This window comes from Enterobacter sp. MGH 38, from assembly GCF_000492855.1.
Lineage (GTDB): Bacteria > Pseudomonadota > Gammaproteobacteria > Enterobacterales > Enterobacteriaceae > Enterobacter > Enterobacter hormaechei_C.
This window is the reverse complement of the sequence record NZ_KI535608.1, coordinates 2156897-2172507: the sequence shown is the minus strand read 5'-3', so window position 1 is coordinate 2172507 and position 15611 is coordinate 2156897. Positions and strand designations below refer to the sequence as shown.

Annotated in this window: 8 protein-coding genes; 4 read left to right on the top strand and 4 right to left on the bottom strand. The window is 54.0% G+C overall.

Annotation, left to right across the window (positions count from 1 at the left end; genetic code table 11):
- Positions 1 to 13: 13 nt before the first annotated feature.
- On the bottom strand, positions 14 to 2299 hold the full coding sequence (gene nrdA / locus L384_RS01405; protein ID WP_003859415.1) for a class 1a ribonucleoside-diphosphate reductase subunit alpha: 2286 nt from the start codon (positions 2297 to 2299) through the stop codon (positions 14 to 16).
- Between the two features lie 348 nt (positions 2300 to 2647).
- Entirely contained in the window at positions 2648 to 3376 is a 729-nt protein-coding gene (ubiG, locus tag L384_RS01410; protein WP_003859413.1) for a bifunctional 2-polyprenyl-6-hydroxyphenol methylase/3-demethylubiquinol 3-O-methyltransferase UbiG, read from the bottom strand.
- Between the two features lie 146 nt (positions 3377 to 3522).
- Here ubiG and gyrA point away from each other — a divergent pair, with 146 nt between their 5' ends.
- Together gyrA and rcsC are read left to right on the top strand one after the other, a co-directional pair.
- Positions 3523 to 6159 carry a DNA topoisomerase (ATP-hydrolyzing) subunit A gene (gene gyrA / locus L384_RS01415; RefSeq protein WP_023324986.1) on the top strand — a complete coding sequence of 879 codons (2637 nt, stop codon included), beginning with the start codon at positions 3523 to 3525 and terminating at the stop codon, positions 6157 to 6159.
- Positions 6160 to 6294: 135 nt separating this feature from the next.
- Positions 6295 to 9141 (top strand): two-component system sensor histidine kinase RcsC, encoded by a 2847-nt coding sequence (gene rcsC / locus L384_RS01420; protein WP_022651523.1) that lies wholly within the window; start codon positions 6295 to 6297, stop codon positions 9139 to 9141.
- A 111-nt stretch (positions 9142 to 9252) separates the two neighbouring features.
- Here the strand turns inward: rcsC and rcsB are convergent, their stop codons facing one another.
- Both rcsB and rcsD read right to left on the bottom strand, forming a co-directional pair.
- A complete protein-coding gene (gene rcsB / locus L384_RS01425; RefSeq protein WP_003859405.1) occupies positions 9253 to 9903 on the bottom strand; it encodes a response regulator transcription factor RcsB in 651 nt (216 codons plus the stop codon).
- A 16-nt stretch (positions 9904 to 9919) separates the two neighbouring features.
- Complete coding sequence (rcsD, locus tag L384_RS01430; protein ID WP_003859403.1) at positions 9920 to 12592, bottom strand: phosphotransferase RcsD; 2673 nt, start codon at positions 12590 to 12592, stop codon at positions 9920 to 9922.
- A 742-nt stretch (positions 12593 to 13334) separates the two neighbouring features.
- Between rcsD and L384_RS01435 the strand changes: the two genes are divergently transcribed.
- Positions 13335 to 14429: a porin OmpC gene (locus L384_RS01435; protein ID WP_003859401.1), complete on the top strand. Its 1095-nt coding sequence runs from the start codon at positions 13335 to 13337 to the stop codon at positions 14427 to 14429.
- Positions 14430 to 14542: 113 nt separating this feature from the next.
- Positions 14543 to 15598, top strand: coding sequence for an FAD:protein FMN transferase ApbE (gene apbE, locus L384_RS01440; RefSeq protein ID WP_015572290.1), 1056 nt, complete (start codon positions 14543 to 14545; stop codon positions 15596 to 15598).
- Positions 15599 to 15611 lie beyond the last annotated feature (13 nt).

Genomic DNA, 15611 nt, shown 5'->3' with positions numbered 1-15611 from the left:
GTGAGGGAATTTATTAGATCTTACATGCGCCGCTTTCGCAGCCATCGTCCTGAATTGACGGCGCCAGGTCGTCCTGGGCGTCTTCCGCACCATCACGGGTGTTGTGATAGTACAGCGTTTTCACGCCAAATTTGTAGGCTGTCAGCAGGTCCTTCAACAGCTGCTGCATCGGTACCTTGCCGGACGGGAAGCGCGTCGGGTCGTAGTTGGTATTGGCAGAGATCGACTGGTCGATAAACTTCTGCATGATACCCACCAGTTGGAGGTAGCCGTCGTTGTTTGGCATTTCCCACAGCAGCTCGTAGTTGTCACCCAGCGTTTCGTAATCCGGTACCACCTGACGCAGCACGCCGTCTTTCGACGCTTTAATGCTGACGTGCCCGCGCGGTGGCTCAATACCGTTAGTGGCGTTGGAGATCTGCGAAGAGGTCTCGGACGGCATCAGGGCAGAGAGCGTGGAGTTACGCAGGCCGTGAGTTTTAATGGACTCGCGCAGGCCTTCCCAGTCGAGGTGCAGCGGCTCGCTGACGATCGCATCCAGGTCTTTTTTATAGGTGTCGATCGGCAGAATGCCTTTCGCGTAAGTGGTTTCGTTGAACCACGGGCACGCGCCTTGCTCTTTCGCCAGCTCGTTAGAGGCTTTCATCAGGTAGTACTGGATCGCTTCGAACGTCTGGTGCGTCAGATTGTTGGCGCTGCCGTCGGAGTAACGCTTGCCGTTTTTCGCCAGCCAGTAGGCGAAGTTGATTACGCCGATACCTAAAGTGCGACGGCCCATTGCGCCGCGTTTTGCCGCCGGGATTGGGTAATCCTGGTAGTCCAGCAGGGCGTCGAGGGCACGAACAGCCAGCACCGCCAGCTCTTCCAGCTCGTCCAGGCTCTTAATCGCACCCAGGTTGAACGCAGAGAGCGTACACAGCGCGATTTCGCCGTTTTCGTCGTTCACATCGTCCAGCGGTTTGGTCGGCAGGGCGATCTCCAGGCACAGGTTGGACTGGCGCACTGGGGCAACCACCGGATCGAACGGGCTGTGGGTGTTGCAGTGGTCAACGTTCTGGATGTAGATACGGCCGGTAGAAGCACGTTCCTGCATCATCAGGGAGAACAGATCGACCGCCTTCACGCGCTGCTTACGGATGCTGTCGTCTTTTTCATATTTGGTGTACAGACGCTCGAACTCATCCTGATCGGCGAAGAACGCGTCATACAGGCCCGGGACGTCGGATGGGCTGAACAGGGTGATGTCTTCCCCTTTCAGCAGGCGGGTGTACATCAGCTTGTTGATCTGCACGCCGTAGTCCATGTGACGCACGCGGTTGCCTTCCACGCCGCGGTTGTTCTTCAGAACCAGCAGGCTTTCCACTTCCAGGTGCCACATCGGGTAGAACAGGGTCGCAGCGCCACCGCGCACGCCGCCCTGAGAGCAGGATTTTACTGCCGTCTGGAAGTGCTTGTAGAACGGGATACAGCCGGTGTGGAACGCTTCACCGCCGCGGATTGGACTGCCAAGCGCACGGATACGACCGGCGTTGATGCCGATACCGGCACGCTGGGAAACGTATTTCACGATGGCGCTGGAGGTCGCGTTGATGGAATCCAGGCTGTCACCGCACTCGATCAGCACGCAGGAGCTGAACTGACGGGTAGGGGTGCGCACGCCAGACATGATTGGCGTAGGCAGAGAAATCTTGAACGTCGACACCGCATCGTAGAAACGCTTCACGTAGTCCAGACGGGTTTCGCGTGGATAATTAGAGAACAGGCAGGCGGCCACCAGAATATAGAGGAACTGGGCGCTTTCGTAGATCTCACCGGTTACACGGTTCTGAACCAGGTATTTGCCTTCGAGCTGCTTCACCGCCGCGTAGGAGAAGTTCATGTCGCGCCAGTGATCGATAAACCCGTTCATCTGCTCGAACTCTTCTTCCGTATAGTCTTCCAGCAGATGCGTGTCGTATTTGCCCAGCTCAACCATTTTCACTACGTGATCGTAAAGCTTCGGCGGCTCAAACTGACCGTAGGCTTTTTTACGCAGGTGGAAAATCGCCAGACGCGCAGCGAGGTACTGATAATCCGGTGCGTCGCGGGAGATCAGATCTGCCGCTGCTTTGATAATGGTTTCGTGGATATCAGACGTTTTGATGCCGTCGTAGAACTGAATGTGAGAACGCAGTTCAACCTGGGAGATAGATACGTTGTTCAGTCCTTCTGCTGCCCAGTCGAGAACTCGATGGATTTTGTCCAGATTGATACGCTCGGTGGTACCGTCGCGCTTTGTCACCAGCAGACTCTGATTCATGTGGGTTTTTACCTGTCCGTGAAATAAAAAATATCCCCCGCTTATCCACAGACCCGTCTTGTGACTAACTCTGTGGATAAATACTACATATAGGGGTTTTGCGATAAGAAGAACGCTATATGGTGAGTATTCTAGTAAGGATTCTTTTCAGTACAAGGGTTGATTTTGACGTTAAATTGAGGTTGTGAAAGGGTAAAAAAGGCTAAGTCCTCGTGCCGTAAGGCCTGGAAGAGATGTCAATAATTAAGAAAAAAAATTCAAAATTTGATCGAGTGCTGATTTCTTCATCGGGAGGTCAGAATTGCGCAACATGATGTCGCGCAATCTTTATAAGAATAACGAATGACGTTAGTCGTTTTTGGCGGTTGTGTGCAACATATAGTTAACATCCACACCCGGGGCAAGTTTGAATTTATCCGTCAACGGGTTGTAGTGCAGGCCCGTCATGTGCTGCTCCTTAAGCCATGTCTGGTCAACCCAGCCCAGCAGTTCGGCAGGCTTGATGAACTTCTTCACGTCGTGCGTCCCTTTCGGCACCATGCGCAGCACATATTCCGCGCCTACCACGGCCATCAGCCAGGCTTTGCCGTTGCGGTTGATGGTCGAGAAGAAGACCTGTCCACCCGGTTTCACCAGGTTTGCACAGGCGCTGACGACCGACTGCGGATCGGGAACGTGCTCCAGCATCTCCATGCAGGTCACCACGTCATACTGGTGCGCATGTTTTGCCGCGTGCTCTTCCACGGTTTCCTGAACGTATTCTACCTGTATGCCGGACTCCAGCGCATGAAGACGCGCAACCTGTAGAGGTTCGAAGCCCATGTCCAGACCGGTGACGGTGGCCCCTTCACGCGCCATACTTTCCGCCAGGATGCCGCCGCCGCAGCCGACGTCGAGCACTTTCTTACCGAACAGACCGCCGGAACGCTCCGCGATATAGCCCAGACGCAGCGGGTTAATACGATGCAGAGGTTTGAACTCACCTTCGAGATCCCACCAGCGGGACGCCACCGCTTCAAATTTGGCAATCTCTTCGTGGTCAACGTTGTGAGCCACCGGGGATTTTTCGGCATTCATGGGCGCTTTTACTCCTTATTTAGCAAGACAAATGAGTATATCAGGCAATCCCTGTGAATAAAGCGTATAGGTTTACCTGTATCACCGCGGCTGTGTTATAATTTGCGACCTTTGAATCCGGGATACAGTAGAGGGATAGCGGTTAGATGAGCGACCTTGCGAGAGAAATTACACCGGTTAACATCGAGGAAGAGCTGAAAAGCTCCTATCTGGACTATGCGATGTCGGTCATTGTTGGCCGTGCGCTGCCGGACGTCCGCGATGGCCTGAAGCCGGTACACCGTCGCGTACTATACGCCATGAACGTATTGGGCAATGACTGGAATAAAGCCTACAAAAAATCTGCCCGTGTCGTTGGTGACGTAATCGGTAAATACCATCCTCATGGTGATTCCGCGGTGTACGACACCATTGTCCGTATGGCGCAGCCCTTCTCGCTGCGTTACATGCTGGTAGATGGTCAGGGTAACTTTGGTTCTATCGACGGCGACTCCGCCGCGGCAATGCGTTATACGGAAATCCGTCTGGCGAAGATTGCCCATGAGCTGATGGCTGACCTGGAAAAAGAGACGGTTGATTTCGTTGATAACTACGACGGCACGGAAAAAATTCCTGACGTCATGCCAACGAAGATCCCAAACCTGCTGGTGAACGGTTCGTCCGGTATCGCCGTCGGTATGGCAACCAACATTCCGCCGCACAATATCACGGAAGTGATCAACGGCTGCCTGGCCTACATTGACGATGAAGACATCAGCATTGAAGGGCTGATGGAACACATCCCTGGCCCGGACTTCCCGACGGCGGCAATCATCAATGGCCGTCGCGGTATTGAAGAAGCGTACCGTACCGGTCGCGGCAAGATTTACATCCGTGCCCGCGCCGAAGTGGAAGCGGACGCCAAAACCGGCCGTGAAACCATTATTGTTCACGAGATCCCGTATCAGGTGAACAAAGCGCGACTGATTGAAAAAATCGCCGAGCTGGTAAAAGAAAAACGCGTTGAAGGCATCAGCGCGCTGCGTGACGAGTCTGACAAAGACGGTATGCGCATCGTGATTGAAATCAAGCGCGACGCGGTGGGTGAAGTTGTGTTGAACAACCTTTACTCCCAGACTCAGCTTCAGGTCTCCTTCGGTATCAACATGGTTGCGCTGCACCATGGCCAGCCGAAGATCATGAACCTGAAAGAGATCCTGAGCGCGTTCGTGCGTCACCGCCGTGAAGTGGTGACTCGCCGTACCATCTTCGAACTGCGCAAAGCGCGCGACCGTGCCCATATCCTTGAAGCACTGGCCGTTGCGCTGGCGAACATCGACCCGATCATCGAGCTGATCCGCCGTGCGCCGACGCCAGCAGAAGCGAAGGCGTCGCTGGTTGCGCGTTCATGGGATCTGGGCAACGTGGCGGCGATGCTGGAACGTGCCGGCGATGACGCTGCGCGTCCTGAGTGGCTGGAGCCGGAATTCGGCGTGCGTGACGGTCAGTACTACCTGACTGAACAGCAGGCCCAGGCGATTCTGGATCTGCGTTTGCAGAAACTGACCGGCCTTGAGCATGAAAAACTGCTCGACGAGTACAAAGAGCTGCTGGAGCAGATTGCCGAGCTGCTGCATATCCTGGGTAGCGCAGAGCGCCTGATGGAAGTGATCCGTGAAGAGCTGGAGCTGGTTCGCGATCAGTTCGGCGATGAGCGTCGCACCGAAATCACGGCCAACAGCTCTGATATCAACATTGAAGATCTGATCAACCGCGAAGACGTGGTAGTGACGCTGTCTCACCAGGGCTACGTGAAGTATCAGCCGTTGACCGACTACGAAGCTCAGCGTCGGGGCGGTAAAGGCAAATCTGCGGCGCGTATTAAAGAAGAAGACTTCATTGATCGTCTGCTGGTGGCGAACACCCATGACACGATCCTCTGCTTCTCCAGCCGGGGCCGTCTGTACTGGATGAAAGTCTATCAGCTGCCGGAAGCAAGCCGTGGCGCGCGTGGACGTCCAATCGTCAACCTGCTGCCGCTGGAAGCGAACGAACGTATCACCGCCATACTGCCGGTACGCGAGTACGAAGAGGGCGTGAACGTCTTTATGGCGACCGCGAGCGGTACCGTGAAGAAAACCGCACTGACCGAGTTCAGCCGTCCACGTTCTGCCGGGATTATCGCGGTGAACCTGAACGAAGGCGACGAACTGATCGGCGTGGATCTGACGTCCGGTTCTGATGAAGTGATGCTCTTCTCTGCCGCCGGTAAAGTGGTGCGCTTTAAAGAGAACGCCGTGCGCGCAATGGGTCGTACGGCGACCGGCGTGCGTGGTATCAAGCTGGCGGGTGAAGACTCCGTTGTTTCCCTGATCGTTCCTCGTGGCGAAGGCGCAATCCTGACCGTCACCCAGAACGGCTACGGTAAACGTACGGCGGAAAGTGAATACCCAACCAAGTCACGCGGCACGCAGGGCGTTATCTCCATCAAAGTGACCGAGCGCAACGGTTCCGTTGTTGGCGCGGTGCAGGTGGACGACGCGGACCAGATCATGATGATCACCGATGCCGGTACGCTGGTGCGTACCCGCGTGTCAGAGATCAGCGTGGTAGGTCGTAACACCCAGGGCGTTATCCTCATCCGCACTGCGGAAGATGAAAACGTCGTCGGTCTGCAACGCGTTGCTGAGCCGGTGGATGACGAAGAGCTCGACTCTATCGACGGCAGCGTCGCGGAAGGGGATGATGAAATCGCCCCGGAAGCGGACATCGATGATGAAGCAGCGGATGACGCTGACGAGTAACGTCTCCTGACGCATAAAGGGCCGGTTTCCGGCCCTTTTGTTTTGCGCAAGCAGACAAGTGAACGTTGCGACAAGCCGCGTTTACCGCTACCTTAACCACATTCTTTTTGACCCCGACGGCGGAGCCTCGCCCCTTTGAAATACCTCGTCTCCTTTCGTACCACGTTAAAAGTCTCCCGCTATCTGTTTCGGGCGCTTGCGCTACTGCTATGGTTGCTGGTGGCACTGCTCTCGGTGTTTTACATCGTTAACGCGTTACACCAGAAAGAAGCGGAGATCCGCCAGGAGTTTAATTTGAGCTCGGATCAGGCTCAGCGCTATATCCAGCGTACGTCTGACGTGATGAAAGAGCTTAAGTATATTGCTGAGAATCGACTGACGGCGGAGAACGGCATTCTTGCCATCCGCGGTCGGGATGAAAAAACCGAAGTGCCTGATTTCGAACCGCTCTTCCCGGATTCCGATTGTTCCGCCATGGGCAAAGCCTGGCGTGGTTCACTGGAGTCCCTGTCATGGTTTATGCGCTACTGGCGCGATAACTTCTCGGCCGCTTACGATCTGAACCGCGTCTATCTGATTAGCAACGAAAATCTCTGCATGGCAGATTTCGGCCTGCGGGATATGCCCGTCGAACGTGAAGACGCGCTGAAAAGTCTGCATGAGCGCATAGTGAAATATCGCAATGCGCCTCAGGAAGAGCGCGGGAACAACATCTTCTGGATAAGCCAGGGGCCGCGCATGGGGGTCGGCTATTTCTATGCCCTGACTCCGGTTTACCTCGGAAACCGCCTGCAAGCGCTGCTGGGGATTGAACAAACCATCCGCATGGAAAACTTCTTCACGCCGGGCAGTCTGCCGATGGGCGTGACCATTCTGGATGAAAACGGCCATCCGCTCATCTCCCTTACCGGGCCTGAAAACCGCCTGAAGGTGGAACCCAGCTGGATGCAGGAGCGGTCATGGTTTGGCTATACCTCCGGGTTCCGCGAGCTGGTGCTCAAGAAAAGTTTACCGCCATCGTCGCTGAGCATTGTCTACTCGCTGCCGGTGGATAAGGTGCTGGAGCGCATTCGCATCCTGATCCTTAACGCCATTTTGTTGAACATCGCGGTAGGTGTCGCGCTGTTTATGCTGGCGAGAATGTATGAGCGGCGGATCTTTATTCCGGCGGAGGCGGATGCTCAGCGTCTGGAGGAGCACGAGCAGTTTAACCGTAAAATTGTCGCCTCGGCACCGGTGGGGATCTGCATCCTGCGTACTCAGGACGGGACAAATATCCTCAGTAACGAGCTTGCCCATAACTACCTGAACATGCTCACGCATGAAGACCGTCAGCGGTTAACGCAGATCATCTGTGGGCAACAGGTTAACTTTGTGGATGTGCTGACCAGCACCCACACCAACCTGCAAATCAGCTTTGTCCATTCGCGCTACCGTAATGAAAACGTGGCGATTTGCGTGCTGGTGGACGTCTCTGCGCGCGTGAAAATGGAAGAGTCGTTGCAGGATATGGCGCAGGCGGCGGAGCAGGCCAGTCAGTCGAAATCGATGTTCCTCGCGACCGTCAGTCATGAGCTGCGTACGCCGCTGTACGGTATTATCGGTAACCTCGATCTGCTCCAGACCAAAGAGCTGCCGAAAGGGGTCGACCGGCTGGTGACGGCCATGAACAACTCGTCCAGCCTGCTGCTGAAAATCATCAGCGATATTCTCGACTTCTCTAAAATTGAATCCGAGCAGTTGAAAATAGAGCCGCGCGAGTTCTCCCCGCGCGAGGTGATGAACCATATCTGCGCTAACTATCTGCCGCTGGTGGTGCGTAAACAGCTTGGGCTGTACTGCTTTATCGAGCCGGATGTGCCCCTGACGCTGCATGGCGATCCGATGCGTCTGCAACAGGTCATCTCAAACCTGCTGAGCAACGCCATCAAATTCACCGATATCGGCTGTATTGTGCTGCACGTCTGTCGGGCAGGGGAGTACCTGACCATTCGCGTGCGCGACACGGGGGTGGGGATTCCGGCGAAAGAAGTTGTTCGCCTGTTCGATCCGTTCTTCCAGGTAGGAACCGGCGTCCAGCGTAATTTCCAGGGGACCGGGCTTGGTCTGGCTATTTGCGAGAAGCTTATCAGCATGATGGACGGGGATATCTCTGTCGATACTGAGCCGGGTATGGGCAGCCAGTTCACCATTCGTATTCCGCTCTATTCGGCGCATTATCCGGCGAAAACCACGGTCGACGGCCTGAGCGATAAGCACTGCTGGCTGGCGGTGCACAACGCCTCCTTACATGATTTCCTGACCTCAATGCTGACCAGCAGCGGCGTGCGGGTTTCGCGCTACGAAGGCCAGACGCCGGGCGCGGATGACATGCTGATCACCGACGTTGAGCCGGAACAGGCGTGGGCGGGGCGCGGCGTGGTGATGTTCTGCCGCCGTCATATCGGTATTCCGCTTGAGCGTTCGCCTGGAGTATGGGTGCACAGCGTGGCGACACCGCACGAGCTGCTGGGCTTGCTGGCGCGCATTTACAGCGTGCAGCTTGAAGACAGCGACGGCGCCACCGTGCTGGCTTCCCCTGATGAGCTGGCGTCGGTGAATGACGATATGATGATTCTGGTCGTCGACGATCATCCGATTAACCGTCGTCTGCTCGCAGACCAGCTTGGCTCTCTGGGCTATCAGTGTAAAACGGCCAATGATGGCGTGGATGCCCTGAATGTCTTAAGTAAGAACCATATTGATATTGTGCTCAGCGATGTGAACATGCCTAACATGGACGGCTACCGTCTGACGCAGCGTATCCGACAGCTGGGGCTGACGCTGCCGGTGGTGGGGGTGACAGCCAACGCGCTGGCGGAGGAGAAGCAGCGCTGTCTGGAGTCGGGAATGGACAGCTGCCTGTCGAAGCCGGTCACGCTGGATGTACTGAAGCAGACGCTATCCGTCTATGCGGAGCGGGTACGAAAAGCGAGACAATAAAAAAGGCCCGAAAGGGCCTTTTTTATGTGCCCGGCGGCGCTGCGCTTGCGCGGGCCTGCGGGGTTTGTAGGCCGGGTAAGCGCGAGCGCCACCCGGCATAGACAGCGAAGATCAGTCTTTGTCCGTTGCGCTCAGCGTCACGGAAGAGAGATAGTTCAGCAGGGCGATATCGTTATCCACACCCAGCTTCATCATCGCGGATTTTTTCTGGCTACTGATGGTTTTAATACTGCGGTTCAGCTTCTTGGCGATTTCAGTGACCAGGAAACCTTCAGCGAACAGACGCAGAACTTCACTCTCTTTAGGCGAGAGACGCTTGTCGCCATAACCACCCGCGCTGATTTTTTCAAGCAGGCGTGAGACGCTCTCAGGAGTGAATTTCTTCCCTTTCTGTAGCGCCGCCAGCGCTTTTGGCAGATCGGTAGGTGCGCCTTGTTTCAGCACAATCCCTTCAATATCGAGATCCAGAACGGCGCTCAGGATCGCCGGGTTATTGTTCATGGTCAGAACAATGATCGAAATGTCCGGGAAGTGGCGTTTAATGTATTTGATGAGCGTGATCCCATCACCGTATTTATCTCCAGGCATGGAGAGATCGGTAATGAGCACGTGCGCATCAAGTTTAGGCAGGTTGTTAATGAGGGCTGTGGAATCTTCAAATTCACCGACTACATTCACCCACTCGATCTGTTCAAGTGATTTGCGAATACCGAACAGTACAATCGGATGGTCATCGGCAATAATTACGTTCATATTGTTCATGTATAAGGCTACCTTGCTACAGCAAGCTCTTGACGTAAGCGTCAATGTCGCTGATGTATTTTTCAATGCCAGAGGCATCTTTCTCACGAATTAGATGTTCCAGCGTTTCACATAACTGCTTGCCGGGAACCAGATTAAGCATGGCAAACACCCCTTTAAGCCGGTGTGCTGTCTGTGCCAGCGCTGCAAAATCCTGCGCAGCGGACTCAGTATACAACCGCTTAACATCATCTGGTACTGTATCAACGAAGAGCGAATAATATCCGCTGGCATGGAGTTCGGCATTTTCATCGCCGCCTAACGGTGACTCCAGGATCTCTTCCTGCGCCAGATTCTCTTCAATCAGTTGTAATACAGCTTCCTGCATTGCATTGCTCATATTAAAGTTGACGCGCAGCTGCCCAGGGCCGATTTTCCGCACGCCTGGCTCATCATCGCTTAAAAGCAAGCCTGAGGCAGTAAGATTAGACGGATTATCAGTTAAAAATAGATCAAATTCTTGACTCGCGAGCCTTTCGTCCGGGGTAATGCAGGACGCACCCCAGTTTTCCAGCTGACGTACGACGATATTTCGGATCTCACTGGAGGTCACATCCACCATCACCACCACATCGTCCAGCAGACGCTCTTCATCCTCTTCCTGTGGATTCGCCGCCATTTTAACGTGTAAAGAGTAGCGGGTGCCGAGGGATTCGCGCGCCTTAATGTTCAGATGACCGCCCAGCTTACGCGCCAGCTGATCGCAAAGCCAGAAGGTGAGGGCATTCGCCTTACCGTAGTGGTCGCGCTGGGTATCGTTCAGGAACGGGAAGTGCAGGTTATCAATTTCGCTCACGGTCACGCCTTCGCCCGTATCCAGGATGCGGAACGTCAGACGATCGTCGGTGGACTCATCGGTGCTGACTTCAAGGGTGATCTTGCCGATCTGCGTCGTGGTGACGGCATACTGAATCAACATCATCAGGATGCGACGCAGGGCATCGCGATCGCCATGACGTTCGTCGTTGGCCGGTAAATGGTTGTTGATCAGCAGCTGGAGTCCCTTGCGCTTGATCACCGGCAGGACTTCCGGCACCACCTCATCAATCAGGTCCTGGATGGAGAAGAGCGTAGGGGTGCCCTTCCAGATGTCATTCTCCAGCATGTTCGCAAGCTGGATTTCGTCCACCAGACGAACCAGTGAATCGGCCTGGCTGCTTAGCTGTCGGCTTTCTGGCGTGCTCAGATCAGCAATCTGCGTGGCGAGTGACTTCAACGGCTGTTTAAAGGCATCGCCAATATTTTGCATAAACGCGGCGCGGCCATGCTGGTTTTTCTCGTACAGTCTTTGCGCCTGCTTGAGCTTTTTATTCACCAGCACTTCGCGATCCTGATCGCGAATGATGAAGATTTGCGTGCGCGACGCGACCTGACTGCGGAACTGACGGATCTCATACAGTTCATTATTAATGGTGGCCTGGATGACACCCTGATGCTGGTCCGCCATGGCCGTAATATTTTGCAGGTTAAGATGCGGCAGAAGGTGATCGGCAATTTTATTGCTCATTACCGTGCGGTTTGCCTCCTGATCGTGAACGAGCACCCCAAGCGGCAGCACGGAAATAATCTCTTCATTCAGGGCACGAAGAATGCGCAGCTCGTTGCTGGTCCCGGCTGATACCGACGTCGAGTCGCTCTGGCGGCCCGACTGGAAACGGAAGGTGCTGTAACCAAACAGCGCCAGCGCCAGCAGGCCGATATTCAGCAGCAGCGGCAGCAGAATGTTTTGCAGAGTATCAAGCATCAGGGTGCCAAAAGGCACCTGCCACACCAGACGCATACCGGTTGAGTTGAGCGATGAGGCAATCTCAATCTTTGAGCCATTAAATGAGATGGCTACGCTGTCCGCGCCTTCTTTATCCGACGGCGAGCGCATATTTTGGGTGCTGTTGTCTGGCTCCAGACGGAAGCTGTCCAGCGGCATATCCGGTGGGATGAGATCGTTAATCGGCAGGTCGAAGGCAACCACGGTCGCCAGATGGCCCGGCTGGTTAAAGGTGGTTCGCAGCGTGAAGTAGTGACCATTCTGCCAGGCAAGACGGCGTAATGACGAGAAACTTTCGCGCTCGTCCAGCGCGTTGGCCTGTTGCAGCATTTCTGCCCGACGGGAATCGACAATACTGCCAACGGTGGTCTCTTTAAAGCCCGACGAGAGATCCTTAAGCGGCAGGGTCGAGATCAGGATCATGCTGTTGTCCTGACCGTTCAGGTAATACATGGACCACGGTACGGTCTCGGCGCCCCACAGGGTGTCCAGATAGGAGGAGATCCGCTGCGTCATCTCAAGCGTTGCGCTGTCGTGCGAGCCGAAAATCAGGGCTTCCGTCTTACGCTGCGGTTTTTCAAGGTAATACACATCCTGCTTAAGGCGCGTTTCCTGCAACCCTTCGCCTGACGAGGTGGCAGGCGCGGCAGCGATATTGTCGTAGATTTGCCAGGTCGCATAGCGCCACGTATCAATGCGTTTATGCACCGCATGGGTGATATCGACGATTTGATAGCTTTTATCTTTAAGCCAGGTGTTAACGGCGCTCTGGATCATCACTCCCATTGTGACTAACAGCACAACGATCAACAGAAGAAAGAAACGGGTGATGCTGCCCGGTAGAAGGGAGAATTTGCTCGGGGCGGTAGTTTCAGTCTGACTCATCGATGTGTTTAACCCGTAATGGCCGCGCGGTAATGGGATAGGGCAGTATAAAGGGTAATAACTGAATTTCCAGCGTCGTTATCGGTATAACCTTGACTTTTTATCCGGGTAACCGGCTTCAACGTCCCCGGGTGAAAGGTGTACAAAACCACATGAAATGTATAAATACGCCGTCGCACCGGCAGAAAAATAGCACGAATAAACAAGAAATTAATTTCTATAGCATAAAAACAATTAAGTGCAAGCCGTATTCGGGATTTAGTTAATAGTCGTTATCATTACCAAGCGGTAGCACATTAAATGTAGGTTGACGTAAAGAAAGGTAAAAAAAAACCGAATGCGAAGCATCCGGTTCAATTAGGGATAAACAGACATTCAGAACTGAATGACGGTAATAAATAAAGTTAATGATGATAGCGAGGGTTATTTTAGTGGTGTTGAAGGGAATTTTTTTGTCATTCAGTGCTGTACTGTTTTTTACGGCAATTTGCTGAATTTAATGCGATATATTTTTGTTTTGATTATCCGTGCTATATTTTTAAACTATTAATGCTCTGTAAAAGTTCCTCCAAATTTACAAATTGAAACATCTTGATGGTAAAGTGAAACATCTTCAAAGTTTTCGTATCATATTCCTGTTGGATTATTCTGCATTTTTGAGGAGAATGAACTTGCCGACTGGTTAAGAGGGTTGACCAGTAAGCAGTGGTAAATAATAAGGCATATAACAGAGGGTTATAAAATGAAAGTTAAAGTACTGTCCCTCCTGGTACCAGCTCTGCTGGTGGCAGGCGCAGCAAATGCGGCTGAAATTTATAACAAAGACGGCAACAAATTAGATCTGTACGGTAAAGTGGATGGCCTGCACTATTTCTCTGATGACGACAGTGCAGACGGCGACCAGACCTACATGCGTCTGGGCTTCAAAGGCGAAACTCAGGTTAACGACCAGCTGACCGGTTACGGCCAGTGGGAATACCAGATCCAGGGTAACTCTGGTGAGAACGAAAACAACTCATGGACGCGTGTGGCGTTCGCAGGTCTGAAATTCGCTGATGCGGGTTCATTCGACTATGGTCGTAACTACGGCGTTGTTTACGATGTAACTTCCTGGACCGACGTTCTGCCGGAATTCGGCGGCGATACCTACGGTTCTGACAACTTCATGCAGCAGCGTGGTAACGGCTTCGCGACCTACCGTAACCAGGACTTCTTCGGTCTGGTTGATGGTCTGAACTTCGCGTTGCAGTACCAGGGTAAAAACGGCAGCGCAAGCGGCGAAGGCCAGACCAACAACGGTCGTGAGGCACTGCGTCAGAACGGTGATGGCTACGGCGGCTCTCTGACCTATGATCTGGGCGAAGGCTTCGCTATCGGTACGGCAGTCACCAGTTCTAAACGTACTGCTGACCAGAACGCTGCGGGCTACTACGGTGAAGGCGATCGCGCAGAGACCTACACCGGTGGTCTGAAATATGACGCGAACAACATCTACCTGGCTGCACAGTATACTCAGACTTACAACGCGACCCGTGCGGGCGACCTGGGCTGGGCTAACAAAGCGCAGAACTTCGAAGTGGTTGCGCAGTATCAGTTCGACTTCGGTCTGCGTCCATCCGTGGCGTACCTGCAATCTAAAGGTAAGGACCTGGAAAACGGCTACGGCGACCAGGATCTGCTGAAATATGTTGATGTTGGCGCGACTTACTACTTCAACAAAAACATGTCCACCTACGTTGATTACAAAATCAACCTGGTTGATGAGAACGACTTCACTCGCGCAGCAGGTATCGGTACTGACGATATCGTCGCGCTGGGTCTGGTTTACCAGTTCTAATTGCTCATACAGCGACAAAGGGGCCTTCAGGCCCCTTTTTTCATGCTTTTTTAGGGTCTTCAAATACGCTGTTTTAGTGTACTCTTGCCGCCCTGGCATGAGGATAATAACCAATGGATATGACTTTTTTACGCGCCAGCGTTCTGGCGACTTTTTTACTCCTGACCGCGTGTGACTCTTCCACACAGCCCGCAAAAATCGACGCACCCGCCGCGACGGTGCTGGAAGGGAAAACCATGGGGACCTTCTGGCGCGTCAGCGTGATGGATATTGATAAATCCCGCGCTGAAGAATTACGCGGTAAAATTCAGGCGCAGCTGGATGCCGACGATCAGCTACTCTCTACCTATAAAAATGACTCAGCGCTGATGCGTTTCAATCGCTCCAGCAGCACCTCGCTGTGGCCGGTGAGCGAAGCGATGGCCGATATCGTCACGGAATCCATGCGCGTGGGCTACAAAACCAACGGCGCAATGGATGTGACCGTGGGGCCGCTGGTGAACCTGTGGGGATTTGGCCCCAACAAGCAGCCGGTGACTACACCCGATCAAGCCGCCATCGACGACGCCCGCGCCCGTACAGGGTTACAGCATCTGGCGGTGATCTCCCAGTACGGTCAGCAATACCTGCAAAAAGATATTCCCGACCTGTTTGTCGATCTCTCCACGGTAGGCGAGGGGTATGCTGCGGATCATCTCGCGGCCCTGATGGCGCAGGAAGGCATTCCGCGTTATCTGGTTTCCGTCGGGGGCGCGCTCGTCAGCCGGGGCATGAACGCCAGCGGCAGGCCGTGGCGAGTGGCCATCCAAAAACCAACCGATCAGCAGAACGCGGTGCAGGCGATTGTCGACATCAACGGGCACGGTATAAGCACCTCCGGAAGCTACCGCAACTATTACGAGCTGGATGGCAAACGTATCTCGCACGTGATTGATCCGCAAACCGGACGCCCGATTACCCATAACCTGGTGTCCGTGACGGTGATAGCCCCAACCGCGCTGGAGGCGGATGCCTGGGATACCGGATTGATGGTGCTCGGCACGGAGAAGGCCAAAGAGGTAGTGCGTCAGGAAGGGCTGGCCGTCTATATGATCACTAAAGAGGCTGACGGGTTTAAAACCTGGAGTTCGCCGCAGTTCAATAGCTTCCTGGTGAGCGAAAAAAATTAAAAAGCAAGGTTGC

What these genes read in the sequence shown, in the direction of transcription:
- nrdA (WP_003859415.1), bottom strand. Translation starts at nt 2,299, where the DNA reads ATGAATCAGAGTCTGCTGGTGACAAAGCGCGACGGTACCACCGAGCGT.
- ubiG (WP_003859413.1), bottom strand. Translation starts at nt 3,376, where the DNA reads ATGAATGCCGAAAAATCCCCGGTGGCTCACAACGTTGACCACGAAGAG.
- gyrA (WP_023324986.1), top strand. Translation starts at nt 3,523, where the DNA reads ATGAGCGACCTTGCGAGAGAAATTACACCGGTTAACATCGAGGAAGAG.
- rcsB (WP_003859405.1), bottom strand. Translation starts at nt 9,903, where the DNA reads ATGAACAATATGAACGTAATTATTGCCGATGACCATCCGATTGTACTG.
- rcsD (WP_003859403.1), bottom strand. Translation starts at nt 12,592, where the DNA reads ATGAGTCAGACTGAAACTACCGCCCCGAGCAAATTCTCCCTTCTACCG.
- L384_RS01435 (WP_003859401.1), top strand. Translation starts at nt 13,335, where the DNA reads ATGAAAGTTAAAGTACTGTCCCTCCTGGTACCAGCTCTGCTGGTGGCA.
- apbE (WP_015572290.1), top strand. Translation starts at nt 14,543, where the DNA reads ATGGATATGACTTTTTTACGCGCCAGCGTTCTGGCGACTTTTTTACTC.